Source organism: Sinosporangium album, from assembly GCF_900100605.1.
Lineage (GTDB): Bacteria > Actinomycetota > Actinomycetes > Streptosporangiales > Streptosporangiaceae > Sinosporangium > Sinosporangium album.
In genome coordinates, this window is sequence record NZ_FNCN01000002.1 from 176,716 (window position 1) to 201,353 (window position 24,638).

General features: G+C 69.3%; 20 protein-coding genes. 12 read left to right on the forward strand and 8 right to left on the reverse strand.

The annotated features are described in order from the left end of the window. Positions 1-53 precede the first annotated feature (53 nt). Complete coding sequence (gene aceB, locus BLQ73_RS02510; RefSeq protein WP_176955227.1) at positions 54-1,643, reverse strand: malate synthase A; 1,590 nt, start codon at positions 1,641-1,643, stop codon at positions 54-56. Positions 1,644-1,899: 256 nt separating this feature from the next. On the opposite strand from aceB, the gene BLQ73_RS02515 reads away from it, so the two are divergent. The 6 genes from BLQ73_RS02515 (at position 1,900) to holA (ending at position 11,440) form a co-directional block, all read left to right on the forward strand. Next, complete coding sequence (locus tag BLQ73_RS02515; protein WP_093167821.1) at positions 1,900-2,592, forward strand: DUF4097 family beta strand repeat-containing protein; 693 nt, start codon at positions 1,900-1,902, stop codon at positions 2,590-2,592. Positions 2,593-2,796: 204 nt separating this feature from the next. After that, positions 2,797-4,173 carry a GTPase HflX gene (gene hflX, locus BLQ73_RS02520; RefSeq protein WP_245690763.1) on the forward strand — a complete coding sequence of 459 codons (1,377 nt, stop codon included), beginning with the start codon at positions 2,797-2,799 and terminating at the stop codon, positions 4,171-4,173. 760 nt (positions 4,174-4,933) lie between these two features. Continuing rightward, the gene (gene hutI / locus BLQ73_RS02525) at positions 4,934-6,142 is read left to right on the forward strand and encodes an imidazolonepropionase (RefSeq protein ID WP_093167825.1); all 1,209 of its coding nucleotides are present in this window, start codon (positions 4,934-4,936) and stop codon (positions 6,140-6,142) included. A gap of 665 nt (positions 6,143-6,807) precedes the next feature. Further along, positions 6,808-7,827 (forward strand): helix-hairpin-helix domain-containing protein, encoded by a 1,020-nt coding sequence (locus BLQ73_RS33785; protein WP_093167827.1) that lies wholly within the window; start codon positions 6,808-6,810, stop codon positions 7,825-7,827. Positions 7,828-7,898: 71 nt separating this feature from the next. Continuing rightward, positions 7,899-10,322 (forward strand): ComEC/Rec2 family competence protein, encoded by a 2,424-nt coding sequence (locus tag BLQ73_RS02535; RefSeq protein ID WP_245690732.1) that lies wholly within the window; start codon positions 7,899-7,901, stop codon positions 10,320-10,322. Between the two features lie 146 nt (positions 10,323-10,468). Further along, positions 10,469-11,440, forward strand: coding sequence for a DNA polymerase III subunit delta (gene holA / locus BLQ73_RS02540; protein ID WP_218125585.1), 972 nt, complete (start codon positions 10,469-10,471; stop codon positions 11,438-11,440). A 192-nt stretch (positions 11,441-11,632) separates the two neighbouring features. Here holA and rpsT read toward each other — a convergent pair whose 3' ends face one another. Beyond that, positions 11,633-11,905, reverse strand: coding sequence for a 30S ribosomal protein S20 (rpsT, locus tag BLQ73_RS02545; RefSeq protein WP_093167833.1), 273 nt, complete (start codon positions 11,903-11,905; stop codon positions 11,633-11,635). Positions 11,906-12,305: 400 nt separating this feature from the next. Here rpsT and lepA point away from each other — a divergent pair, with 400 nt between their 5' ends. Both lepA and BLQ73_RS02555 read left to right on the forward strand, forming a co-directional pair. Beyond that, positions 12,306-14,147: a translation elongation factor 4 gene (gene lepA, locus BLQ73_RS02550; RefSeq protein WP_176955228.1), complete on the forward strand. Its 1,842-nt coding sequence runs from the start codon at positions 12,306-12,308 to the stop codon at positions 14,145-14,147. A gap of 199 nt (positions 14,148-14,346) precedes the next feature. Then, complete coding sequence (locus tag BLQ73_RS02555; protein ID WP_338056585.1) at positions 14,347-14,958, forward strand: MOSC domain-containing protein; 612 nt, start codon at positions 14,347-14,349, stop codon at positions 14,956-14,958. Positions 14,959-15,121: 163 nt separating this feature from the next. Here the strand turns inward: BLQ73_RS02555 and BLQ73_RS02560 are convergent, their stop codons facing one another. Next, positions 15,122-16,384 carry a glycoside hydrolase family 18 protein gene (locus tag BLQ73_RS02560; protein ID WP_245690733.1) on the reverse strand — a complete coding sequence of 421 codons (1,263 nt, stop codon included), beginning with the start codon at positions 16,382-16,384 and terminating at the stop codon, positions 15,122-15,124. A 124-nt stretch (positions 16,385-16,508) separates the two neighbouring features. On the opposite strand from BLQ73_RS02560, the gene hemW reads away from it, so the two are divergent. Further along, the gene (gene hemW / locus BLQ73_RS02565; RefSeq protein WP_093167837.1) at positions 16,509-17,720 is read left to right on the forward strand and encodes a radical SAM family heme chaperone HemW; all 1,212 of its coding nucleotides are present in this window, start codon (positions 16,509-16,511) and stop codon (positions 17,718-17,720) included. A 137-nt stretch (positions 17,721-17,857) separates the two neighbouring features. Here the strand turns inward: hemW and BLQ73_RS02570 are convergent, their stop codons facing one another. Genes BLQ73_RS02570 through BLQ73_RS02580 form a run of 3 tightly spaced genes read right to left on the reverse strand, consistent with a single transcriptional unit; the run spans position 17,858 to position 20,053 of the window. Beyond that, positions 17,858-18,397 (reverse strand): DUF4870 domain-containing protein, encoded by a 540-nt coding sequence (locus BLQ73_RS02570; RefSeq protein WP_093167839.1) that lies wholly within the window; start codon positions 18,395-18,397, stop codon positions 17,858-17,860. A 21-nt stretch (positions 18,398-18,418) separates the two neighbouring features. Beyond that, positions 18,419-19,249 carry a DUF3097 domain-containing protein gene (locus BLQ73_RS02575; RefSeq protein WP_093167841.1) on the reverse strand — a complete coding sequence of 277 codons (831 nt, stop codon included), beginning with the start codon at positions 19,247-19,249 and terminating at the stop codon, positions 18,419-18,421. Positions 19,250-19,276: 27 nt separating this feature from the next. Then, complete coding sequence (locus tag BLQ73_RS02580) at positions 19,277-20,053, reverse strand: hypothetical protein (protein ID WP_176955229.1); 777 nt, start codon at positions 20,051-20,053, stop codon at positions 19,277-19,279. A 433-nt stretch (positions 20,054-20,486) separates the two neighbouring features. Between BLQ73_RS02580 and hrcA the strand changes: the two genes are divergently transcribed. The 3 genes from hrcA to BLQ73_RS02595 are packed head-to-tail and all read left to right on the forward strand — an operon-like array spanning position 20,487 to position 23,367. After that, complete coding sequence (gene hrcA, locus BLQ73_RS02585; RefSeq protein WP_093168159.1) at positions 20,487-21,494, forward strand: heat-inducible transcriptional repressor HrcA; 1,008 nt, start codon at positions 20,487-20,489, stop codon at positions 21,492-21,494. Between the two features lie 11 nt (positions 21,495-21,505). Beyond that, positions 21,506-22,639: a molecular chaperone DnaJ gene (gene dnaJ, locus BLQ73_RS02590; RefSeq protein WP_093167845.1), complete on the forward strand. Its 1,134-nt coding sequence runs from the start codon at positions 21,506-21,508 to the stop codon at positions 22,637-22,639. After that, a complete protein-coding gene (locus BLQ73_RS02595; RefSeq protein ID WP_093167847.1) occupies positions 22,636-23,367 on the forward strand; it encodes a 16S rRNA (uracil(1498)-N(3))-methyltransferase in 732 nt (243 codons plus the stop codon). Before dnaJ ends, BLQ73_RS02595 begins: the two co-directional genes overlap by 4 nt. A 7-nt stretch (positions 23,368-23,374) precedes the next feature. Here BLQ73_RS02595 and BLQ73_RS02600 read toward each other — a convergent pair whose 3' ends face one another. Beyond that, complete coding sequence (locus BLQ73_RS02600; RefSeq protein ID WP_093167850.1) at positions 23,375-24,004, reverse strand: hypothetical protein; 630 nt, start codon at positions 24,002-24,004, stop codon at positions 23,375-23,377. Further along, entirely contained in the window at positions 24,001-24,606 is a 606-nt protein-coding gene (locus BLQ73_RS02605) for a SigE family RNA polymerase sigma factor (protein WP_245690735.1), read from the reverse strand. The genes BLQ73_RS02600 and BLQ73_RS02605 overlap by 4 nt, the downstream gene beginning before the upstream one ends. Positions 24,607-24,638 lie beyond the last annotated feature (32 nt).

Consider the following 24,638-nt stretch of genomic DNA (forward strand, 5'->3'; position numbering starts at 1 on the left):
TTCTTCAGGGGCGCTGTCGTCATTTCTTCAGGATTTCAGTGCATTTCAGGATTTCAAGGCATACGGGCGTAGGCCGGCAGGGTGAGGAAGTCGGCGAAGTCCTCGTCCAGAGCGACCTCCGCGAACAGCGCGGACGCCTGTGTGAAGAGCGTGTCGTCGTAGCCGGGCTCCTCCCGGATCGCGGCGAGCTCCTCGGCGATGATCTGCTCCACCAGCTCGCGCGTCACAGGCTTGCCGGTGTCGGAGAGCCTGATGTCGTTGTTGACCCACTGCCAGATCTGCGACCTGGAGATCTCGGCCGTGGCCGCGTCCTCCATCAGGTTGTGGATGGCGACGGCACCGCTGCCACCCATCCAGGCAGCCAGGTAGCGCAGCGCCACCTCCACGTTGTTGCGCAGCCCGGTTTCGGTGATCTCTCCCGGGGTGCTCGACACATCGAGCAGGTCGGCGGCCGAGACCTCGACGTCCTCGCGGGTCCGGTCGAGCTGGTTGGGCCGCTCGCCGAGAACGCCGTCGAAGACCTCGCGGCAGACCGGCACCAGGTCGGGGTGGGCGACCCACGACCCGTCGAATCCGTCCCCGGACTCCCTGGTCTTGTCGGCACGCACCTTCGCCAGCGCGATCTCGTTGACGGCCGGGTCCCTGCGGCTCGGGATGAACGCCGCCATACCTCCGATGGCGTGTGCTCCGCGCTTGTGGCAGGTCCGGACGAGCAGCTCGGTATAGGCGCGCATGAACGGCGCGGTCATGGTCACCGCGTTGCGCTCGGGCAGCAGGAACTCGCCGCCCCGGGTGCGGAACTTCTTGATCACGCTGAACAGGTAGTCCCACCGCCCGGCGTTGAGCCCCGCCGAGTGCTCGCGCAGCTCGTAGAGGATCTCCTCCATCTCGAAGGCCGCGGGATACGTCTCGATCAGTACGGTCGCCCGGATCGTCCCTCGCGGAAGGCCGAGCGACTCCTGCGCCCGGACGAACACGTCGTTCCAGAGCCGGGCCTCAAGGTGGGACTCCAGCTTGGGCAGGTAGAAGTACGGCCCCTTGCCCTTGGCGAGCTGCCGCTTCGCGCAGTGGAAGAAATAGAGGCCGAAGTCGAACAAGGACGCCGACACCGGCTCGCCGTCCACCAGCAGGTGCTTCTCCGGCAGGTGCCATCCCCGGGGTCGCACGACCACCGTCGCCAGTTCCCCGTCGGGGCGCAGCGCATAGGTCTTCCCGGATGCCTCGAAGTCGATCGTCCGGTCAAGGGCGTCCCTCAGGTTGAGCTGCCCGGCGACGCAGTTCTCCCACAGCGGGGAGTTCGCGTCCTCGAAGTCGGCCAGCCACACCTTCGCACCGGAATTGAGGGCGTTGATGGTCATTTTGCGGTCGACCGGTCCGGTGATCTCCACCCGGCGGTCCACCAGCCCGGGAGCGGGCTCGGCGACGCGCCAGGAGTCGTCCTCGCGGATGTGCTTGGTCTCGGTGAGGAAATCGAGGGTGCCTCCGGCGGACAGCTCCTCCTGCTTGGCCTTCCTGGCCTCAAGGAGCGAAAGGCGGCGGGCGCCGAACTCGCGCTGGAGCGCGGCCACGAACGCGACCGCCTCGGGCGTGAGGATCTCGTCGAATCGATCAAGAAGAGGGCCGGTGATCTCAACGCCGTCCATGCGCATCCTTTCCATAGTTTTCCACTATACGGAAAACTCCTTCTGAATTGTGGAATCGAGCGTACTCGACCGCGTTGTCCGCGGCTACCCGGGGTGGCACTCAGGGCTTACCTCCGGGATGCATCGGGGCGACTCCCGATTGCCGTGAAAGCGCAGGGCGGGCACTCTATGTGACGAACAGCGTTGCGGAGCGTGACCGGCGGCCCGGGAGGGTCGGCTCCATCCGCCACCCCCCGGACGAACGGAGTCGAATCTCATGAAGCGCATGGCGCCGGCGGCCCTCACCGTCGGTGTGGGGATGCTGCTCACCGCCTGCGGTCTGGACATGGACCTCGGGTCGCGGCACGAGGACGTCAAGACCTACGAGATCGCGGACGCGCTGACCGAGCTCCAGGTGAACATCGGCGCCGGCGACGTCATCGTGAACGAGTCCGACCGCAGCGGTGTGAAAGTGACCGAGACCCTGCAATGGCGCAGCTCCAAGCCCGAGACCGAGAGGTCGGTGGAGGGCAAGGCCCTCGTCCTCCGCTACATGTGCGGAAAGGGCCCGCTCTCCCACTGCAACGTCAACTACAAGGTCGAGATCCCGAAGGGGCTCCGGGTCAAGATCGACGGAGGAGCGGGCGTGATCACGCTGCGGCAGCTCTCGGGCGAGCTCGAGGTCGCCACCGGCGCCGGTGACATCCGTACGGTCGGCCTCGCCGTCAAGCGCCTGAAGGCCGATACGGGCGCGGGTACCGTCGAACTCGCGTTCGTGGCTCCACCCGACAGCGTCGAGGCCACCACGGGCGCCGGCGAGGTCGAGGTCAAGGTTCCCGGCGGCCCCTACGACGTCGAAGCCGGCGCCGGAGTCGGCGACGTGACCGTCAAGGTCGACAAGGACCCAAGCTCCCCGCGCAAGATCAAGGTCAGCTCCGGCGTGGGCGACGTCAAGGTGTTGAAGTCCTGAGCACCGCCGCGGAGGTCGGCGAATGCCGCGCGAGGGCGATAAGCAGGTGTGGGCGTGCCGAGTGTCGTGTCACCATCGGGGAAGACACTGAGGTGTTCGGACGTTGTTCACACAGAGATGACAGGTATGCATAACGACTCTCGTACTCGATTCACCCGTGACTCGGCGCGGCAGTGGGATGACCTAGATCTGGACGAGGCGCCGATGCCCGGTGAGCTCGACCTCGAAGACCGCCAGGCGCTGCGGCGCGTGGCGGGTCTGTCCACGGAGCTCCAAGACGTCACCGAGGTCGAGTACCGCCGGCTCAGGCTGGAGCGGGTCGTCCTCGTCGGCGTCTGGACATCCGGCACGGTGACGGACGCCGAGATCTCGCTCATGGAACTCAAGGCCCTGGCGGAGACGGCCGGGTCCGAGGTGCTCGACGGGCTGATCCAGCGCCGCCAGCGCCCCGACCCCGCGACCTACATCGGGTCCGGCAAGGCCAACGAGCTGCGCGACATCGTCGAGGCCGAGGGCGCCGACACCGTGATCTGTGACGGTGAGCTCACCCCCGGCCAGCTCAGGCAGCTTGAGGAGATCGTCAAGGTCAAGGTCATCGACCGTACGGCCCTGATCCTCGACATCTTCGCCCAGCACGCCAAGAGCCGCGAAGGCAAGGCTCAGGTGGAGCTCGCGCAGCTGCAATACCTGCTGCCGAGGCTTCGAGGCTGGGGTGGCAACCTGTCGCGCCAGGTCGGCGGCCGTGCCGCCGGCGGCGTCGGCATCGGAGGCCGAGGCCCCGGCGAGACCAAGATCGAGCTGGACCGGCGCCGCATCCGCGAGCGCATGGCCAAGCTCCGCCGCCAGATCTCCGGCATGTCCACCTCGCGTGACACGATGCGCGCGCAGCGCCGAGGCTACGGCGTGCCCGCCGTGGCCATCGCCGGTTACACCAACGCCGGCAAGTCCTCGCTGCTCAACCGCGTCACCGGTGCGGGTGTGCTCGTCGAGGATGCGCTGTTCGCGACCCTCGACCCGACCGTCCGCAAGGCCCGCACGCAGGAGGGCAGGCTGTTCACGATCGCCGACACCGTCGGGTTCGTGCGCCACCTGCCCCACCAGCTCATCGAGGCCTTCCGTTCCACCCTGGAGGAGGTGGCCGACGCCGACCTCATCCTCCATGTGGTCGACGGCTCCCACCCCGACCCCGAGTCCCAGCTCATCGCCGTGCGCGAGGTGCTGGCGGACATCGAGGCGACCGACGTCCCCGAGATCGTGGTCGTCAACAAGGCCGACGCCGCCGACCCGGTGACGCTGGCCAGGTTGACCGCGCGTGAGCGGCACTGCGTCGTCGTCTCGGCCCGCACGGGCGTCGGCATCCCGGAGCTGCTCGCGCTCATCGAGCGTGAGCTGCCCAGGCTCGATCACGAGGTGAGGATGCTCGTGCCGTACGGCAGGGGCGATCTCGTCTCCCGCGCCCACCAGGAGGGCGAGGTGATGTCGGTGGAGCACACCGAGGAGGGCACCATCCTGCACGCGCGGGTGCTGCCCAGCCTTCACCACGAGCTGGAGCGGGTGGGCAAGCCCGTCGAAACGGTTTAGGGGCTGTTCCGCCGTCGGCGCCGGGTCCGGATCGGGCTCGGCGCCGACGTATGTGCTCCGGATGAAATACTCAATAACTACGTATTTCATGCATGAAGAATGAAGAATTGGTCGCCCGGTGGGTATGGATGGGTCGCCCCGCAGATAGAACGATATGTCCGGACATCGGCGGGGGAGCGGGAACCCGTTCCGCCGGCGTCGGCATCGCGGGTTTCCGCTGATGGTGAGGGGTGCTCACGCCTGCCGTACCCTTCCCCCCGGGGAGGGGCGGGAGCGGGTCGCATCTATCCGGGCTGGGCCCAAAGGATGCCAAGTGACGTGACATATTTAGGGCAAAAGCGACAGTGGTCGTATCGTGTGGAGATTGCTAGGATAAGCCGATCCTAACCAGACAATCTTTCGCGGGTTTCGACATGGTTGCTGCTGTGAGTGCTGGTGCGAGCGAGAGCCGCGGCCGGGGATGTGACGAGGGCCTGCGGCGGCGGCTCAGGTGCGAGGCGGAGGGCTCGGCCCCTGCTCCGCGACGTGGCGGCAGCAGCAGGTAGCGTTCTTCCCAATAGCCCTGTACAGCGGACCGACCTGTGAAATAACGTAACTGAACTGAAATCGCCGGGCGTTGATCCCGACGATACGGTCACCGCACGACGTATTCGCGGATGAGAGCAGGAGACCCCCCAATGTCGTCCGAACTCGGAGCGGACCTCGCGGGCGTGGCGCCCGGCGCGGGCTGGGGGCTGCCTTCTGTGGAGGCGGTGATGCGATGACAGTTCGCCTACTCACCAACATTGGCCGGTTGTGGACAGGCAACGATGTCTGTAGCAATGCGGCTATTTTGGTGCACAATGACCGCATTGCCTGGGTTGGTCGGGCCGCCGAACTGCCGCAAGGCGTCCCCGGCGTCGTCGACGACATCGTCGACGTCGACCACGTCGAGAACCTCGGCGGCGCACTCGTCACCCCCGGCCTCATCGACGCCCACACCCACCCCGTCTACGCCGGCAACCGCTACGCCGAAATGGCCATGCGCTCCGGCGGATCGACCCCCTCCGCCATCACCGCCGCAGGCGGCGGCATCGGCTCCACCGTCACCGTCACCCGCGGCACCGACCCGTGGACCCTGTGCAATGGCGTGCGCGAACGCCTACGCGGCTGGCTCCTCAGCGGCACCACCACCGTCGAGGCCAAAACCGGCTACCACCTCACCCGCGACGGCGAGCTGGCCGACGTGCGCCTTCTCCGCGAACTGGAGAAAGAGCCCATGATGCCCCGGGTGCACGTCACCTTCCTCGCCGCGCACGTCGTGCCACCCGAGTACTTCGGCCGCCAACGCGAATACATCGAAGCCGTCGGGGCCTGGTGCGCCGACGCCGCCGCGGCCGGAGCCGACAGCGTCGACGTCTACTGCGACGAAGGCCACTTCACCACAGATGAGGCCCGCTGGGTGCTCGCCTCCGGCCGCAACGTCGGCCTCCTGCCCCGCATCCACGCCGGCGCCTACAGCCGCAGGGGAGCCGTCCAACTCGCCGCCGAACTCGGCTGCGCGTCCGCCGACCTCCTCCACTACACCTCCGACGAAGACCTGGCCGTCATGGCGAGATACGGCGTCCCCGCCGTCGTCTGCCCCGCCACCGCCATGCAGCGCGGAAACCTCCCACCCGTCAGACGCATGATCGCCCAAGGCGTCACCGTCGCCCTCGGCAGCGACCACAACCCAGGCCACTGCGGCATCACCTCGATGTCACTTGTCATCAGCCTCGCCGTCTCCGCCTTCGGCATGAGCGTCGGCGACGCCCTCCGCGCCGCCACCCTCGGCGGCGCCACCGTCCTTGGAGCCCCCGACCGCGGCGTCCTCGCGCCCGGCCGCCTGGCCGACATCGTCCAATGGGACGCCGACCACGAAGGCGCCTTCGCCTGGGCCTTCGGCCTCAAACCCCGCCGCGTCTGGCGCGGCGGCGTCCCCGTCCAGTAACCCCCGGCGCCCCGCACAGGGTTCTCGCCGCCGAGCTCCACCGGTCCGCGACCGGCCTGCTTCGCAGGCCGCGCATGGTGTACGGCACAGCCCGCTCGGCCCCCGCCGTACACCACCGGTGTGATCCTTGCAGGCTGCGTGCCCGCCGTGGTCCGGGGTGCCGGCCGTGCCCCGGTGATGCGGTCGTCCACAGGGAACATGGGTTTCCCCGGATATCCCCAGAACGCCGTTCGGCGGCATGAGGGCTGCGCTGCGTCCCTACCGTGGTCCGCGTGCGCGGCACCGAACGAAAACTCCAACAGGCTGCGGCCCAAGCCCGCCTCCAGGCACTCACAGGAGGCACGCTCGGCCGCACGCCCCCCCATGCCACTCCACCGTCCGATCCGCGCCCGGCCGCCGTCGCCGCTGCGCCGGCTCGGATCGTGGACGGTGCTCCCGCTGCGGGAGACGGTCGGCCGGGCAGCCGGGACCCGGCCACGGCCGTGTCCTCCAGCCGCAGCCGCCGACCGAGTGGCACGACGGGAAAGGCCCCCTACGCCCTCGACCGGCCGTGGCCCCCGCATGCGATCGTCCATCCCGGACCCGCAGCGCGGCAGCCCACCGGGGAAGCGCGGGGGACTGCGGGCCGCCCTGTCGTCCCGGCTCCCGGCGAAGGGCGTGGACCGATGGCCGGACGGTCCACTCAGGTCGGTCGGCGCCCACCGGAGGCGGACGACGCCCGGGGCCATGAGGTCGACCGGGTTCGGCCAGAGTCCTCCGACGCCGATCTCGCTGGAAAGACCCAAGGTGAAGGGGGCATTCGCCTTCACGACGACTGGCTCGACCGGCAGGGCAGCGGGTTCGAAGGCCATGAGACATGGCCTTCCGTGCCGCAGGGATGGGAGAGCTTCCACCGTGCCGCTGAGCACCGCCGGAGAGCATCCCCGGGGGGCTCGCTCGACCCGCGGCCGGCTCCGGTGGGGGAGCGTGGTCCGGGAGCGGACCCGGCGGAGGCGCGTGCTCAGGGGCCGGTTCCGCCGCTGCCGCCCCGGCTGGAGGCACTGCGTTCGTCGCTGCTGACGCCGACGGGGGACCTCGATCCCGGTCGTTCGGTGCTACGGGTGCTGGTCCCGGTGGGGGTGCTGGCCGCGGTGGCCGCCGGGGTCTTCGCATGGCGGTCGCAGCCCGAAGCCCAGCCGCTGCCCGAGCCTCCGGTGGCGATGAGCATGCAACCGCCGCGTCCGTCGGCCGGTGCCCCCTCGCCGCAGGTGATGGTCCATGTCGCGGGCAAGGTCAGAGACCCGGGCGTGTTCACCCTGCCGGGCGGAGCCCGAGTCGCCGACGCCGTGAAAGCGGCCGGCGGTGCCCGAGGCGGCTCGGCCACGGGGACGCTCAACCTGGCCCGCAGGCTTGTGGACGGAGAGCAGATCCTCGTCGGCGTCGCAGCGCCGCCGGGCGCCGTGATGTCGTCCTCGTCGTCATCCTCATCGTCGGCGTCGCCCCTCGCCCCTGACCAACTCATGGATCTGAACACCGCCACCACCGATCAACTGGAGCAACTGCCCGGCGTCGGAGAGGTGCTGGCGGGGCGCATCGCCGAATTCCGCGATACGCGAGGAGGATTTCGCAGCGTCGATCAGCTCAAGGAGGTCACCGGCATCGGCCCAGCCAAGTTCGCCGACCTCAAGGACAAGGTCCGGGTGTGAGCATGAGACCGACGACGAGTGATCCCGGTCCGCCGCCTCACCGGTCCCTGGCTTCGAGATACGGGAAGGCCGTGGTCGACGGAGTCTCGCGTCGCTGGGCGCGCCTCACTCGGAAACAAGCGGTCTCCGAGGAGGGCCCCGGCGGCGCGGCGGTCCACGGCCACGCCATCCACCTCGGCGTCCCCGCGCTCGCGGTGTGGGTCACGGCTCTTGTCCTGCTCGGCTGCTCGGCGGCCACCAGCGTGTGGATGGCCGCGGTCAGCGCGGCGGCGTGTCTGGGGCTGGCGTTTCGCGTGCGTCGGCGCGGAAACGCGATCAGCCGCCCGTCGTGGTCCACGGTCGGGCTCGCCGCGGCCGTGGGGGTCTGCGCGGTGTCCGTCGTCGTGGCGTTCAGGAGCCATGCGATAGCGGAGGGGCCGGTGGCGGAGGCCGCCCGCATGCGCGCGGAGGTCGAGATCGAGCTGGTGCTCACCGGCGACCCCCGCAGGCTCCCGACATCCGGCGGACCGGTCGAACGTGAGCGGTTCGCCGTCGATGGGAGGATCGAGACCCTGCACTACGCGGGGGCCTGGTCGCATGTCCGTGTCCCGGTGGTCGTGCTGGCCACGGGAGGGGCATGGAACGGCCTGCTGCCCAGCCAGCGCGTCCGCCTTGAGGGAAGACTTGTCCCGGCCGATCGCGGAGAACTCCTGGCCGCTCTCGTGCTCGCCCGGGGAAGCCCCCAGGTGGTCGGTGGTGCGTCCCCGCTGCAGCAGGCGGCCGGCGCGCTCCGAGCAGGGCTGAGAGAGGCGTCGGACGTGCTGCCCTCCGACCAGAGGGGCCTGCTGCCCGGGCTCGTCGTGGGAGACACCTCCCGCATGGACGCGCAGGTCGAGCAGGACTTCGACGACGCGGGGCTCAGCCATCTCACCGCCGTCTCCGGGGCGAACCTCGCCTATGTCGCCGGAGCCGCGCTGGCCCTGAGCCGCCTGGTGGGGCTGCCCCTCGCACCGCGGGCCGCCTTCGCGGTGCTCGCCATGGTGGCCTTCGCCGTCGTGGCGCGGCCTTCCCCCAGTGTGCTGCGCGCCCTCGTCATGGGGGTCGTCGCCGCGACGGCGCTCGGCACCGGCCGACCGCGCCACGGCTTGACCGCGTTGGCGGTCGCCGTACTCGGGCTGATCCTTTTCGAGCCGTCCCTCGCACGCTCGTACGGCTTCGCCCTCTCGGTCACGGCGACAGCAGGGATCCTCGTGTTCGCCCCGCCGTGGCGGCGCCGGCTCGCCACCCGCATGCCGCAGTGGCCGGCCGAGGCGATAGCCGTGCCCGCGGCGGCGCAACTCGCGGTGACACCGGTCCTGGTGTTGATGGCCGGCGGCCTGAACCCCGTGGCGGTCCCGGCCAATCTGCTCGCCGGTCCGGCTGTGCCCGTGGCCACGATTCTCGGCTTCGCCGCCGCGTTGGTCGCCCCGCTGCAGATGGAGGTGGCCCGGTGGCTCGTATGGCCGGCCGGGCTCGCCACCGGCTGGATCATCACGGTCGCGCATCACGCCGCCGCCCTTCCCCTCGGCACACTGCCCTGGCCGGGTGGGCTCCCCGGAGTCCTGCTGCTTCTCGCCGGTGTTCCTCTGGCGGTCGCCGTCCTGCGTCACACCGCGCTGAGACGCGCAGCCGTCGCGGCCACGGCAGGGATTCTCATCGCCGTCGTCGCCATCAGACCGCTCGTCGCGCCGTGGCCTCCCGGGCGGTGGCTGCTCGTGGCCTGCGACGTCGGCCAGGGAGATGCCCTGGCCGTGGCGGCGGGCCCCGGAAGAGCGGTCGTCGTCGACACCGGCCCCGAACCGGTCGCGGTGTCGCGCTGCCTGCGCAGGCTGGGAGTTCATGACGTGCCCCTGGTGGTGTTCACCCACCCGCACCTCGACCACGTCGGCGGATGGACGGGCGTTTCGCGAGGACGCCGCGTCGGCGGCCTGCTCACCAGCCCGTCGCACGATCCCGCCGAGGACCGGGGCCCGTCTCAGGACCCCGCCCTGCGCACCACGCGGCGCTGGAGCGCCCTGCCCGGCACACGCTGGACCTCCGGCCCCTCGGAGTTCACGGTCCTCGGCCCCCTGAACGACGCCCCCGTCGTCGGCCCCCGCGACGGCACCGCCGTCAACAACACGAGCGTCGTCCTCCACGTCCGCTGGCGGGCCGGCTCCGCGATCCTCAGCGGCGACATCGAGACCGAGGCCCAGGCCGACCTGCTCCGCGCCGGTTTACCGCAAGCCGACGTCCTCAAGGTGCCCCACCACGGCTCCGCCTCACAGGACTTCGCGTTCCTGGCGGCCTTCAAGGCGCGCACGGCGCTGATCAGCGCGGGGGCCGACAACGACTACGGTCACCCCGCCCCCGCGACCCTCGCCCGTCTCAACTGGCTGGGCATCCGCACTTTCCGTACGGATCTCTCCGGCGACCTGGCCATCGTCGAACACAACGGCGGCCTCGCCGTCGTCACCCGAGGCCGCACCCCGCCGTAGGAGCCGCCCGGCCCGACTGCGGCCCGACTACGGCCCGGCGCGGCGCCGAGCGGCCCGCTGCCGCCTGACACCAGGGGAACCCGCGTCGGCGCACCCGGTCCACGGAGGATTCGTGATCACATGCCGGGCGTGGCATGCTGCATGGCATGGCGGATCCAGCGGGTGTCACCTTGGTGGTCGGCGACGAGGAGTTGCTCGTGGACCGGGCGGTCGGCTCGGTCGTGACCGCCGCGCGTGAGAGTGACTCCGCGGCGGAGGTGCATGAGCTGGTCGGCTCCAAAGTGGAGACGGGTGAGCTCACCCGGCTCACGTCGCCCTCGCTGTTCGGGGATAAGTCGATCGTGGTCGTGCGGTCGGCTCAGGACCTCGCCAAGGAGGTCATCGCCGAGATCGTCTCCTATGCGGCCCACCCCGCAGACGATGTCGTGCTCGTGCTGGTGCATCCCGGTGGGGTGAAGGGCAAGGCGCTGGTCGAGGGGGTGAAGAAGGCGAAAGCCCAGGTCGTCACCGTCTCCAAGCTCACCAAGGCAGGGGAACGCCTCGACTTCATCAAAACTGAGGTCAAGCGCGGGGGCCGCGCCATCGCACCGGCGGCTGCGCAGGCGCTGCTCGACGCCGTCGGCACGGATCTGCGGGAGCTCGCGGCGGCGTGCAGCCAGCTCGTCTTTGACACCCCGACGGACAAGAAGACGATCGACGAGGCCGCTGTCGCCCGCTACCACCGGGGCAGGGCCGAGGTCAGCGGGTTCACGGTGGCGGACGCGGCCATCGAGGGACGGCTGCGGGACGCCCTTGAGCAGCTGCGTTGGGCGCTGAACACGGGCGTGGCTCCGGTGCTGCTCGTCAGCGCGCTGGCCGGCGGCCTGCGTTCGCTGGCGAAGGTGGGTGACGCGCCGCGGAACCTGCGGGGCGGCCAGCTCGCCTCCCACCTGGGCATGCCTCCGTGGAAGGTCGACCGGGTCAAGCGCCAGTTGGGCGGCTGGGGCCCTGAGGGCCTCTCCTTCGCTCTTCAGGCGGTGGCCGCCGCCGACGAGCAGGTCAAGGGCGGCGGCGCGGATCCGGCTTACGCGTTGGAGCACACGGTCCAGGTGATCGTCGCCAGCCGTACGGGCCGCTGACGCACCTGTCTCCCCAGGACCGCAGACTGGCCTGTGCCCCGAGTCGGGTCTGATTCCCGGGACCGGTCTGTTCTCGTGCCGGGGTGCCGCCTCTCACGTGTGATGAAGAGCCTTACACGCGATGATGAGCGGGGTACGGGCATGCAGAAACGCCGCGACCCCATTGGGTGCGGCGTTTCGATGGGGCTGAACTCAGCCGGCGTTCTGCAGGGCGGCGAGACGCTGAGCGATCGCCGACTTGCGGTTGGCGGCCTGGTTCTTGTGGATCACGCCCTTGCTCGCGGCCTTGTCGAGCTGACGGGAGGCGGAGCGCAGGGCCACGAGGGCCTCGTCGAGGTTGCCCTGGTCAGCAGCCTCGCGGAACTTGCGGACCGCGGTCTTCAGAGAGGACTTGACGGCCTTGTTGCGCAGGCGAGCCTTCTCGTTCTGCTTGTTACGCTTGATCTGGGACTTGATGTTCGCCACGAAGAAGCCTCGGTATGAATGTCGGTGCGGATGGGGCGCGCGGGCAAGATGAGAGGGCACGCCACACGCAGTTGAACAGGCTATCAACTGGCCGGCTCCGCACTCAAATCGTGAACGGGACGCACGGCCGCTTCGATCAGTGTAGCTGGTACGAGGCGGCACGGTGGGTAGTCCACGCGGACTACATGGGTTTCCGAGGCGACACACCGCTAAACTGTCGGCGGAAAGCAGCGGCCGCCTCGCCCGCACACGGGCAGGACACTCGGCGGTCGCGGTCGCGGCGGCACTGTGGTGTGAGCCGCGCCACGCTCATGTCCGGGCACGCATCCGGGCATGCCACCATGGAAGAGGCTGGCTACACCCAGCCCTGTTGTCGACAATTCAGCCGAAACGGATCCCGGTGCCCACTCAGCCTGGCCAGACCGACCCCGCGGTGATCCGCAACTTCTGCATCATCGCGCATATCGACCACGGCAAGTCCACACTTGCCGACCGCATGCTTCAGCTCACCGGGGTGGTCGACGACCGGTCGATGCGCGCGCAGTATCTCGACCGCATGGACATCGAGCGTGAGCGCGGCATCACGATCAAGTCCCAGGCGGTCCGGCTGCCGTGGCGGGTCGGCGACACCGACCACGTGCTGAACATGATCGACACTCCCGGCCACGTGGACTTCTCCTATGAGGTGTCCCGTTCGCTGGAGGCGTGTGAGGGCGCCGTGCTGCTGGTCGACGCGGCGCAGGGGATCGAGGCGCAGACGCTGGCGAACCTCTATATGGCGATGAGCGCCGACCTGCACATCATCCCGGTCCTCAACAAGATCGACCTTCCGGCGGCGCAACCGGAGAAATACGCCGAGGAGCTCGCGGGCCTGATCGGCTGCGACCCGTCGGACGTGCTGCGCGTCTCCGGCAAGACCGGGGTGGGGGTACGCGAGCTGCTCGACCACGTGGTCGCGGAGGTCCCCCCGCCGGTGGGCGACGCGTCGGCGCCGGCCCGTGCTCTGATCTTCGACTCGGTATACGACACATACCGGGGCGTGGTCACCTATGTCCGCGTTATCGACGGACATATGGGCAAGCGCGAGCGGCTTCTGATGATGTCGACCGGTGCCCAGCACGAGACCCTGGAGATCGGAGTGATCTCCCCCGAGCCCAAGCCCGCCGACCGCGGGCTCGGCGTCGGCGAGGTGGGCTACCTGATCACCGGGGTCAAGGACGTCCGCCAGTCGCGTGTCGGTGACACGGTGACCTCGGCGGTCAAGCCCGCCGTGAAGCCGCTGAGCGGATACGAGCACCCCAAGCCGATGGTCTACTCCGGCCTCTACCCGATCGACGGCGACGACTATCCGGAGCTGAGGGAGGCGCTGGACAAGCTTCGCCTCAACGACGCCGCCCTGGTCTACGAGCCGGAGACGTCGGCGGCGCTGGGGTTCGGCTTCCGCTGCGGGTTCCTCGGGCTCCTGCACATGGAGATCGTCCGTGAGCGTCTGGAGCGCGAGTTCAACCTCGCGCTGATCTCGACCTCCCCCAACGTCATCTACCGGGTGATCATGGAGGACGGCACCGAGCACACGGTGACGAACCCCTCGGAGTTCCCCACGGGCAAGATCGCCACGGTGTTCGAGCCGGTGGTCAGGGCGACGTTGCTCTCGCCCTCCGAGCACATCGGCGCGATCATGGAGCTCTGCCAGGGGCGGCGCGGCGCGCTTCTCGGTATGGACTACCTGTCGGAGGACCGGGTCGAGATCCGCTACACGCTCCCGCTCGGCGAGATCATCTTCGACTTCTTCGACCAGTTGAAGTCCCGCACCCGCGGTTACGCCTCGCTGGACTACGAGCCCTCAGGAGAGCAGGAGTCCGACCTGGTCAAGGTGGACATCCTCCTTCACGGCGACGCGGTGGACGCCTTCTCGGCGATCGTCCACAAGGACAAGGCATACTCCTACGGCGTCGAGATGGCCAAGAAGCTCAAGGAGCTGATCCCGAGGCAGCAGTTCGAGGTCCCGATCCAGGCCGCGATCGGCTCGCGTGTGATCGCCCGTGAGAACATCCGCGCCATCCGCAAGGACGTGCTCGCCAAGTGCTACGGCGGCGACATCAGCCGTAAGCGCAAGCTGCTGGAGAAGCAGAAGGAGGGCAAGAAGCGCATGAAGATGGTCGGTCGGGTCGAGGTGCCGCAGGAGGCGTTCGTGGCGGCGCTGTCCACCGAGACCTCCAGCGTCGACAAGCCCAAGAAGTAGCCCCGCACCGCCCTTCAACGCCCTGTACGGCACAGGCCCGGCTCCGCCCGCTCCGCCAGATCGGTGAGCGGCCGGGGTGCGGGCCTGTGCCGTACACGGAGGCGGCCCCGGCCCTGGTCGAACTCTGGTCGGAAGGTGGATATCGGCGCGTGAAACCGGTCATGGGTGGGCTAGCGTCGTCGGTATGTATATACGCTCCGTGAACGTGGGGAAGGCGGTCGACGCGGACTGGGCGGGCGAGCTCAAGCGGACGGCCATCGACAAGACCGCGGTGCTCGGCCGGGTCTGCGTGGGCGAGAACGGCCTTGAGGGCGACGAACGGGCGGATCAGAAGAGACACGGCTCGCCCGATCAAGCGGTCTATGCCTACGCTCGTGAGGATTACGACTGGTGGGAGCGCGAGCTCGATCGTGAGCTGCGCGACGGAAGATTCGGGGAGAACCTCACCACCTCCGGCGTCGACCTCAACGCGGTCACGCTAGGTGAGTGTTGGCGTGTCGGCTCTGTGGTCCTTGAGGCGACCGGGCCGCGCGTGCCGTGTGCCGTCTTCCGCAACTGGCTCGACGAGCGGGCGTGGGTCAAGCGGTTCACGCAGGCGAGGCGTACGGGGGCGTATTTCAAGGTGGTAGATGAGGGCGACCTCGGCGTGGGCGACGAGATCAAGGTCCTGTCCGTCCCTTCAGACAGTGTGACGATCCGGGAGTCCTTCCTCGCCTATCACGGGGACAAAGACCTCCTGCGCAAGCTTCTTGCCTTTCCCGGACACGCCTCCAGGTGGGATCGGGTTGCCCAAAGAGTCCTGACGCCGTGATGCCGAAAGCCCAGAAGATCTCAGCACGCCCGCATGACGAAGCGGGGCCGGCTTCCCCGATGAGGCCGGCCCCGCTTTTCTCATGGCCCCGGCAGGAGGGGCCCGTGGCCGGAGCGGAAAGCTGGGTATCGACCCAGTACACCCACCTTCCCGCCCCGGTCGATTACCTCAAGACGCGGTAAAGCGTCGAGGTGAGGGTGGCCTGGTCATCGTCCTGATCGATCGACCACATCATGTATCCGCCGAGCTTCCGGTCCCTGATGTAGTGGGCCTTCTGCCGTACGGTGGACGCGTCGTCGTAGGACCAGAACACCCTGCCGTCATAGAGCCAGTGGGCGCCGGTGCGGTGGTCGCGGAAGCGCTTGCCGGGCAGCTTGATGAGGTTCTTGTAGTCGTCGCTACCGGGACTCCAGGTGGCGGGGGCGGGCTCGGTGGCGGTGTTGTAGAGGCCGTCGCCGCCGCCGGACAGGCCGGTCCAGCCCTGGCCGTAGGCCGGAATGCCGACCACGATCTTCTCGGCGGGGGCGCCGCGCCGCAGATAGTCGCGGACGGTCTGGTCGACGCTGTAGCGGATGGGGTTGGGATCGCGGGGGTCGGTGTAGAGGTTGCCGTTGTGCCCGGTTCGCCGTTCACCCGAGACGTGCAGGTCGTATCCCTGGATGGTGGCGTAGTCCATCAGTGAGAAGACCTTGCGTACCTCGAAGCCCGCGTCGATCTTGGCCGCCGCGGCCGGCAGGTAGGCGCTGATCAGCAGGTCGTCGTCGATGGCGTCGAGCTGGCGGCGCAGTTCGGCGACGAACAGCGTGAAGTTCCGCTTGTCCTCGGGACGGATGATGTTGCCGACCTCACCGTCGGAGCCGGGCCATTCCCAGTCGAGGTCGATGCCGTCGAAGACGCCCGCGGCGGCGCCGGGGGGAAGGCCGTCGACGTTGCCCTTGATCCACAGGTCGATGCAGGAGGAGGCGAGGGCGGCGCGGCTCTCGGCGGTGAGCACCGCGTCGGAGAAGTACTTGGAGCCGGTCCAGCCGCCGAGGGAGATGAGGGTCTTCAGGCCGGGATGCTTGGCCTTGAGCTTTTTGAGCTGGTTGAGGTTGCCCCGGAGCCCGGTGTCGCCGTCGGCGACGCCGTCGACGGACAGCTCCGCTGGGATGGGCCGCTGCCAGTCGGCCCAGGGGTCGGTCGCATAGCACTTGCCGGCCTGGTCGACGAAGCTGAAGGCGTAGTTGATGTGCGTGAGCTTCGCGGCGGCACCGGAGGTGTCCATGTTCTTCACATTGAAGTTGCGTCCGTAGACGCCCCAGTTGATGAAGTAGGCGACTCTTCGGAAACGCTCGTCATCGTCGCGGTCGAATGTCTGGGCCTGGGCGGGAGCCGCGGACGCGACTAATCCCACCATGAGAGCAACGGCCAGGAGAACTCTCTTCACGGGCCTCTCCAAACCACACGAATGCAGTTAACTTATAGGAAAGTTTCCTTTAAGTTTCCCCGGATCGTAGAGCGGTGTGATCGGCCCGTCAATGGCATCCACCGCAAAGGTGCAGACTTGATACGTGCCATCCAGACTCCCCGACGGTGACCCCGTGCCCCCATCAGGCGCCCTGCCCGCAGAAGCGACCGAGGCGCTCGGCGCGCGTCCCTTCGGCTTCTATGTCCACGTGCCGTTCTGCGTGACCCGCTGCGGCTACTGCGACTTCAACACCTACACCGCCTCCGAGCTGGGACCGGGCGCCTCCCACCGCGACTACGCGAGCACTGTGGCGCGGGAGGTACGGCTGGCGCGGCGCGTTCTCGGCGACGCCGACCTCCCGGTCGACACGGTGTTCTTCGGTGGAGGCACCCCAACTCTGCTCCCGGCAGCGGACCTGGCCGCGATCCTCAAGGTGATCGACACCGAGTTCGGCCTGGCCCCCGGCGCCGAGGTCACCACGGAGGCCAACCCCGAGTCCGTCGACGAGGCGTACCTCGCCGCGCTGGCGGAGGGCGGGTTCACCAGGATGAGCTTCGGCATGCAGAGCGCCCGCTCGCACGTGCTCGCGCTGCTCGACCGGCAGCACACGCCCGGAAGGGCCGTCGCGGCGGTGGCCGAGGCCCGCCGCGCGGGGTTTCGGCACGTCAACCTGGATCTGATCTACGGCACGCCGGGGGAGTCGGATGACGACTGGCGGTCATCCCTGGAGACGGCGGTCGAAGCGGGGCCGGACCACGTGTCGGCCTATTCACTGATCGTGGAGGAGGGCACCCGCCTCGCCAGCCGCATCCGCCGGGGCGAGCTGCCCATGCCCGACGACGACGTGGCGGCCGACCGCTACCTCATGGCCGAGGAACTGCTGGAGAAGGCGGGTTTCTCCTGGTACGAGATCTCCAACTGGGCGACGGGCGAGCAGGCGCGCTGCCGCCACAACCTGCTCTACTGGCACGGGGGCGACTGGTGGGGGGCCGGCCCAGGTGCCCACAGTCACGTCGGCGGCACCCGTTGGTGGAATGTGAAACATCCCGCGGCCTACGCCGCACGTCTCGCCGAGGGGGCGTCGCCGGCCCACGCCAGGGAGGTTCTGTCCGCCGACGACCGCGCCATCGAGCGGCTCATGCTCGAACTACGGCTGTCCTCGGGTTTCCCGCTCGCGGAGGTCGCCAGGCCCGCGGAGGCCGACCGGGCGCTCGCGGAAGGGCTGCTGGAGCCCGTGCCGTACGGCGAGGGCCTGGCAGTGCTGACCTTGCGGGGCCGACTGCTGGCCGATGCCGTGATCCGGGACCTGACCTGATCCGCCGATCGCGCAAGACACCGCGCCGCCCCTGCGGCGGCGCGGCCTTTCGAAAGTGCGGCCTCCGGGAGTGCGGCCTCCGGGAGTGCGGCCTCCGGGAGTGCGGCCTCCGGGAGTGCGGCCTCCGGCGGAGGAACTCACCTGACCAGGCGGAGGGTGAGAGGGTAGCGGAAATTCTGCCCCTTGCTCGCCGACACGGCACCGACGATGCCGACCACCAGCGCGTAGATCCAGAGGACCACTGGGAGGAGGAATGGGGTCCACGACAGGGCCATCAGAAGCATGGTGACGGCGAAGAACATCGACGCCACGATGAGCACCGACATGGTGATCCAGAAATTCAGGGATTCGGCGGCCTGGTCTCTGGCATAGGGCGCGTGCTCCCGCTTGGTGACGTAGATGATGAGTGCCCCGACAAAGCCGAACGGCCACAGGATCAGGTTGGCGAGGCCGCTGAGGTGCGCCAACACCGCCATCGTGGAGTCGTCGCTGCGGGGCCTGGGCCCATAACGCCCCGGCGCGTAGCGTTCGACCGGCATGCCGTACCCCGGCGTTCCATAGCCGTATGCAGGGCCGTAGCCGGAGTATCGCCCCGCTTTGGGCGGCGGAGGATGGGCGGCGCGCGGATAGTCCCCAAGCGGAGGCGGGCTGCCGGCTTCCCGTGGATAGTGGCTCATGATGTCCCCCTGTGTGGCGGGCTATCGCTCCATGTCCCCGGCGTCCCCGGCGGTCACGAAGTCGATCAGCTCTTCGACCCTGCCCAGAAGCGTCGGTTCCAGGTCGGCGTAGGTCGAGACCGAGCCGAGGATGCGACGCCAGGCATCTGCTGGGTCTATCCCCCAGCCGAGGGCCCGGATCACCCCTTCCTTCCAGGGAATCCCTTTATGCACGTGTGGCCATTCGGGAAAGCCCAGAACGGACGGCTTCACGGCCTGCCAGATGTCCACGAAGGGATGTCCGACGATCAGCACATGAGGGGAGGCCGCCACCTGCGCGGCGAGACGGCTCTCCTTGGAGCCGGGCACCAGGTGATCGACCAGCACACCCAGCCTGCGACCGGGGCCCGGTTCGAACTCGGCGACGACGTCGGGTAGATCGTCCACACCCGCGAGGTATTCCACGACCACGCCCTCGACGCGGAGGTCGTGACCCCAGATCTTCTCCACCAAGGCCGCATCGTGCACGCCTTCCACATAAATGCGGCTCTCCTTGGCCACACGGGCACGTAGCCCCTGGACGGCGATCGACCCCGAGGCGCTGCGCCGCGCCGCGGCCTTCGGGACCGCGGCGGGACGCACCAGAGTCACGGCCTTCCCCTCAAGCAGGAAACCCGCGGGTACGAGGGGAAACAGCCGCCGCCGCCCGAAGCGGTCCTCCAACGTGACGGCCTCCTTGTCGCAGGCGACCACCGCGCCGCAGAAACCGCCGTCCGCGTCTTCCACCACCAGGCCGGGGTCGGCGGCAACCTCGGGAATCGCGACCTTCTTAGGCCGCCGCCAATCGCCTGACAGGACATCTCGCCCGTACATATCCCGGCACGCTAGCAAAAGCAGCGATCAACCACCCGGATGCCAGCCTGCCGCCAGCCTCTTCTTGAACAAGCTGCGCCGTACGAGGATGACGATGGTGACGATGACCGCCGCGATGAACCCCAAGCTGGGAAGGCCGATCAGCAGCAGCCCGCCCTCCACCAGGCTCTGGGTCGCCCCCGGGGTCGTGATGGTGCGTCCCACACCGAAGACCGTGCTCGCGGCCTGGTCCGACCGGCAGTTGATCTGGTAGTCCCCGGGCTGCTTCACCCCGATCTCCAGGACGAGCTCCCAGTCGGGATACGCCTGCGGCACGGTCGGCTTGAACAGCGCCGGCTTCTCCGGCCCGGGCCCCCCGCTGATGTCGCAGTCGAACCTGGCGCCCTGCGGGCCGCTCACATAGATCGCCGGCCCCCGGTCGGGATCCAGCGTCACCGTGCGCGTCTCCCCGGACTGGAACTGCGTCGTCGGCAGAATGTCGCTGAAGTCGGTCTCAACGCGGGAGGCGAACGTGACCAGGCCGACCACCACGGTCACCAGGAAGAAGATCCAGCCCACCGCGATCCAGCGCCGCTTCGGCCGGATCAGCTTGCGGTCGTACGGCACAGGCCCGCCATAGCCCGGCCCGTAACCCGGCATGCCGTACGGCGGAGCCCCGAAGCCGCCGCCGTGCGGCGGCCCGCCCGCGAAGCCCGGCCCCGGCGGAGCCCCGAACGGGTGGCCGCCCTGCGGCGGCGGGCCGTACGGCGGGCCCATCGGCGGGCCGGTCGGCGGGCCGGTCGGTGGGCCGGTCGGCGGACCCATGGGAGGGCCTTGAGGATGGCCGCCCTGCGGCCCGGGGCCGGGGAACGGCCCCTGAGAGGGCGCCGAGGGCGGCGGGCCTGTTGAGGCTGAAGGAGAGGAAGACGGAGAAGAGGACGGCGAAGAGGACGGAGAGACGAACGGGGAGGGCGAGGCGGGGGCTTGCCCCACCGGGTCGTAGGGTCGGCTTGGAGGAGCCGGCCGCGACACCCGTGTGGTGTCTTCGTCCGCGGGCTCATTCCTGTCTGTCATGTCCGGCAGTCTGACGCCTTGGCGTCGCCCTCGGGTAGCGGCGCGACTGACACACCCTTGAGTGGGGCCACTCAGCGACGTGTTATCGCACGCCGCGGGCGAGAGCCGTACACTTGGCACTCGGGAACACCGAGTGCCAGGCAGCGCGTTTCCCGGTGTGGCGCGAGGCAAGGAGGTGAGCACGTTGGTCGACGACCGCAAGCTGGCCGTGCTCAGGGCCATTGTCGAGGACTACGTCTCCGCCGGCGAGCCGGTGGGTTCGAAGGCATTGGTCGACCGCCACAATCTCGGTGTGTCGCCCGCGACCATCCGAAACGACATGGCCGTGCTAGAGGAACAGGGTTACATCACGCAACCGCACACCAGTGCGGGGCGTGTGCCGACCGACAAGGGATATCGGCTGTTCGTTGACAAGCTGTCGCAGATCAAGCCGATGTCGGGCGCCGAGCGCCGCGCGATCGAGACGTTCCTGGCGGGTGCGGTCGACCTCGACGACGTGGTCATGCGCACGGTGCGGCTGCTCGCCCAGCTCACCCGACAGGTCGCGGTCGTGCAATATCCCACCATGAGCAGCTCGACGGTGCGTCACGTCGAGATCGTTCCGCTCTCCGAGCACCGCGTGATGCTGGTGCTCATCACCAACACCGGACGGGTGGACCAGCGGGTCATCGAGCTGCCGCACGTGGTCGACGAGGCCCGTGTGGCGCACATCCGGGCCGTGCTGAACGCCGCCCTCGACGGTTGCGGCCTCAACCGGGTGCCCGAGATGGTCGCGGACCTGCCCGAGCGCCTCCCCGAGGAGGACCGCCCGGCCGCGGCTACCATTCTGTCCGTCTTGCTGGAGACGCTCGTCGACAGACATGATGAGAAGATTGTCTTTGCCGGGGCCGCCAACCTGGCGGCGCCCGATTTCACGGTCGGTCTGCGTGATGTCCTGGAGGCGCTTGAGGAGCAGGTGGTCCTGATGCGCCTGCTGGGAGACGCCTCGGACATGGCTGCCATCACCGTGCGGATCGGCTCGGAGAACCCTTACCTGCAGGGCACGTCCATCGTGGCCGCGGGATACGGGTCAGGCGACAAACCCCTCGCGCGCCTCGGCGTTCTCGGGCCGACGCGCATGGACTATCCGGTCACGATGGGAGCGGTGCGGGCAGTGGCACGCTACGTCAGCCAGATCCTGGCTGCTTCATAAGAGGGCTATAGGTGGCTAAGAGCGATTACTACGGCACCCTCGGGGTGCGCCGTGACGCGACTCCGGAAGAGATCAAGAAGGCTTATCGCCGTCTGGCCCGTGAGCTGCATCCGGATGTGAATCCCGATCCCGAGACGCAGGAGCGCTTCAAGGAGATCACGCAGGCCTACGAGGTCCTGTCCGATCCGAACAAGCGCCAGATGTACGACCTCGGAGGCGACCCCTTCGGCGGCGCCGCCGCCGCCGCGGGCGGATTCGGCGCGGGCTTCCCGTTCAGCGACATCATGGACGCCTTCTTCGGCTCCGCCGGGGCCACCCGCGGCCCGAGGTCGCGTGCCCGGCGTGGGCGCAACGCCACCATCCGGGTCGAACTCGACCTCAAGGAGTCGGCGTTCGGCGCGACCCGCGAGCTGGTCGTCGACACGGCCGTGCTGTGCGAGGTCTGCCACGGATCCGGCGGCGCCCCGGGCACCCACCCCGACACCTGTGACATCTGCCACGGTCGCGGCGAGGTCTCCCAGGTGACCCGCTCGTTCCTCGGCAACGTCATGACGTCGCGGCCCTGCCCCCAGTGCGGCGGCTACGGCACGATCATCCGTCACCCCTGCCAGGAGTGCTCGGGCGACGGGCGCGTGCGCACCCGCCGCACGATCAAGGTGCGCATCCCGGCCGGCGTGGAGGACGGCACGCACATCCAGCTCGCCGGCGAGGGCGAGGTCGGCCCCGGCGGCGGCCCGCCCGGCGACCTGTTCCTGGAGATCGCCGAGAAGCCGCACGAGATCTTCGAACGGCGCGGTGACGACCTGCACTGCACCGTCCAGATCCCGATGACGGCCGCGGCGCTCGGCACCATCCTCACGGTGGAGACACTCGACGGCAACGAGGAGATCGACGTACGGCCCGCCACGCAGTCCGGCCAGGTCATCCCGCTGTACGGCAGGGGCGTGCAGCGCCTCAACGAGAACGGCCGGGGCGACCTGCTGATCCACGTCAACGTCGAGACCCCCGCCAAGCTCGACCCGCCGCAGGAGGAGCTCCTGCGCGAGCTCGCCAAGCTGCGGGGTGAGGAGCGCCCGCCCGGCAAGTTCGCCCCCGGCCAGCAGGGCTTCTTCTCCAGGCTGCGCGACGCCTTCAACGGCCGATGACCGCTCCGGTCTTCCTGGCCGGGCGCGACGAGTTCGCCAAGAACTCCTTCGTGCTGGGCGGCCCCGAAGGACGCCACGCCGCCGCCGTGCGGCGGCTCCGGGTGGGGGAGCGCCTCGACCTCACCGACGGTCGGGGCGCTGTCGCCGAATGCACGGTGGGCGCGGTCGCCAAGGACTCCCTCACGGTGGAGGTGCTGCGCCGCTACGAGGTGCCCGCGCCGCAGCCGCGCCTGATCGTGGTCCAGGGGCTGCCGAAGGGCGACCGGGGCGAACTCGCCGTCGAGATGATGACCGAGGCCGGAGTCGACGTGATCGTGCCGTGGGCGGCGTCCCGGTGCGTCGCCAAGTGGCAGGGCGATCGGGCGGCGAAGGGGCTCGCCCGGTGGAGGTCGGCTGCCAGGGAGGCCGCCAAGCAGTCCCGCGGCTTCTGGATGCCGGAGGTCGCGGAACAGGCCACCACGGCCGACGTGGCGGCGATGCTGGCCGGCGCGGCGCGTGCCGTCGTCCTACACGAGGAGGCCGCCGTGCCGCTGTCCGGGCTTGAGCTGCCCGACAGCGGGGACGTGGTGGTCGTGGTCGGCCCGGAGGGCGGAGTCAGCGACGACGAGCTCGACAGGTTCAGGGAGGCGGGAGCCGTACCCTCGCTTCTCGGGCCCACCGTGCTGCGCACGTCGACCGCGGGCGTCGCGGCGGTGGCCGTGCTGCAGACGCGCACCGGCCGCTGGTAGACCTCCCTCAGCCGGGCGGCGTGCTCAGGTCCGGTGTCGTGGGCTCAGGCTCGGTCGGCGGGCACTCCTCGGCCGCGCAGGGCGCCTCGCTGTCGGTGGCCGAGGGCTTCGGCGACGGCGACGGGCTGGGTTTGATCGTGGGGCACCTTCCGGCGGCGTCCGCCTCATTGGGCTGCGACGGGCACGACGAGGGCTTGCGGGGAGTCGGGCTCGTCTGGCTCGTCTGGCGGGACGACGGCGTGCCGGACGGCGTCGCGGCCGGGGGCCGCGCCGGTGGCGGCGGCACCACAGCCGCCGGATCGTGCTGGGGCGGTGGCGGCGGTGTCCCCGGGGGGACCGGACGGGACGTGCCCGAGGCCTCCGGCTCCCTGCTGCCGTGCTTGACCTCGGTGATCTGCCGGTCCTCCTGCGTCACCTGCTGCCGCAGGCTCGGGACGACCATGACGACGGCCGCCGCCACGAGCACCGCCCCGGCGATCGACGCACCGGCGCGCCACCAGAACAGGCCCCGGATGCCGCGCCGCTCGATGCGCGTACGGATGATCTCCAGGGCGTCGGGGGAGGGCACAACCGTGTCCGCCTCCGCGCGGAGGACACGGCGGAGGAAATCGCCGTGCTCGTCGGGGGCTTGGGTCATGACGACTGCTCCAGGACGTTGCGTAAGGCGGCCATGCCACGGGCGGTGTGGCTCTTCACCGCACCCTTGCTGATGCCCATGGCGTGAGCGATCTCTGCTTCCGACAGATCACCGTAATAGCGCAGAACGAGTGCTTCGCGCTGGCGCGTCGGAAGATTTCTCAGCGCTTCGATTACCGCGCCTCGCTCCAGCTCGCCAATGGCGCCGTATTCCGCGCTGGGTGCGTCGGGCAGACCCTTGGGCGCGTATTTCTCTACGACCGCGCGATGGCGTAGCACGGACCGGGATCGGTTGACGACCGACTGCCGCAGGTAGGCGAGCGCCTTGTCGGGGTCCCGAAGTCGCCGCCACGCGCCGTGGATGGCCACGAACGCGTCTTGGACGACCTCCTCCGCGGTCGCGATGTCGCGGACCAGGAGTACGGCGAGACGCACGAGCGACCGGTAGTGCGCGCTGTAGAGCGCGGTCACGGCCGTGTCGGCGTCCCATCCCACAGGCACCGCCCCGAGCGACCTATCGGCCACGAGGGTCTCGGTGGTCACATCAGTGGGACGCGCGGCCTTCCCAGAGGGTTTACGCTCTTCCGGTTCATTAGGGGGCATGACCCAGTCGTGTCCTCGCCAGGTGGCCTCGC

Bases quoted from the DNA above. Each gene is read 5' to 3' on its own strand.
- BLQ73_RS02515 (WP_093167821.1), top strand. From the start codon at position 1,900: ATGAAGCGCATGGCGCCGGCGGCCCTCACCGTCGGTGTGGGGATGCTG.
- BLQ73_RS02570 (WP_093167839.1), bottom strand. From the start codon at position 18,397: ATGAGCCACTATCCACGGGAAGCCGGCAGCCCGCCTCCGCTTGGGGAC.
- BLQ73_RS33785 (WP_093167827.1), top strand. From the start codon at position 6,808: ATGGCCGGACGGTCCACTCAGGTCGGTCGGCGCCCACCGGAGGCGGAC.
- aceB (WP_176955227.1), bottom strand. From the start codon at position 1,643: ATGGACGGCGTTGAGATCACCGGCCCTCTTCTTGATCGATTCGACGAG.
- holA (WP_218125585.1), top strand. From the start codon at position 10,469: ATGGCGGATCCAGCGGGTGTCACCTTGGTGGTCGGCGACGAGGAGTTG.
- BLQ73_RS02575 (WP_093167841.1), bottom strand. From the start codon at position 19,249: ATGTACGGGCGAGATGTCCTGTCAGGCGATTGGCGGCGGCCTAAGAAG.
- BLQ73_RS02600 (WP_093167850.1), bottom strand. From the start codon at position 24,004: ATGACCCAAGCCCCCGACGAGCACGGCGATTTCCTCCGCCGTGTCCTC.
- BLQ73_RS02605 (WP_245690735.1), bottom strand. From the start codon at position 24,606: ATGCCCCCTAATGAACCGGAAGAGCGTAAACCCTCTGGGAAGGCCGCG.
- hflX (WP_245690763.1), top strand. From the start codon at position 2,797: ATGCCCGGTGAGCTCGACCTCGAAGACCGCCAGGCGCTGCGGCGCGTG.
- BLQ73_RS02595 (WP_093167847.1), top strand. From the start codon at position 22,636: ATGACCGCTCCGGTCTTCCTGGCCGGGCGCGACGAGTTCGCCAAGAAC.
- BLQ73_RS02580 (WP_176955229.1), bottom strand. From the start codon at position 20,053: ATGGGTCCGCCGACCGGCCCACCGACCGGCCCGCCGACCGGCCCGCCG.
- hutI (WP_093167825.1), top strand. From the start codon at position 4,934: ATGACAGTTCGCCTACTCACCAACATTGGCCGGTTGTGGACAGGCAAC.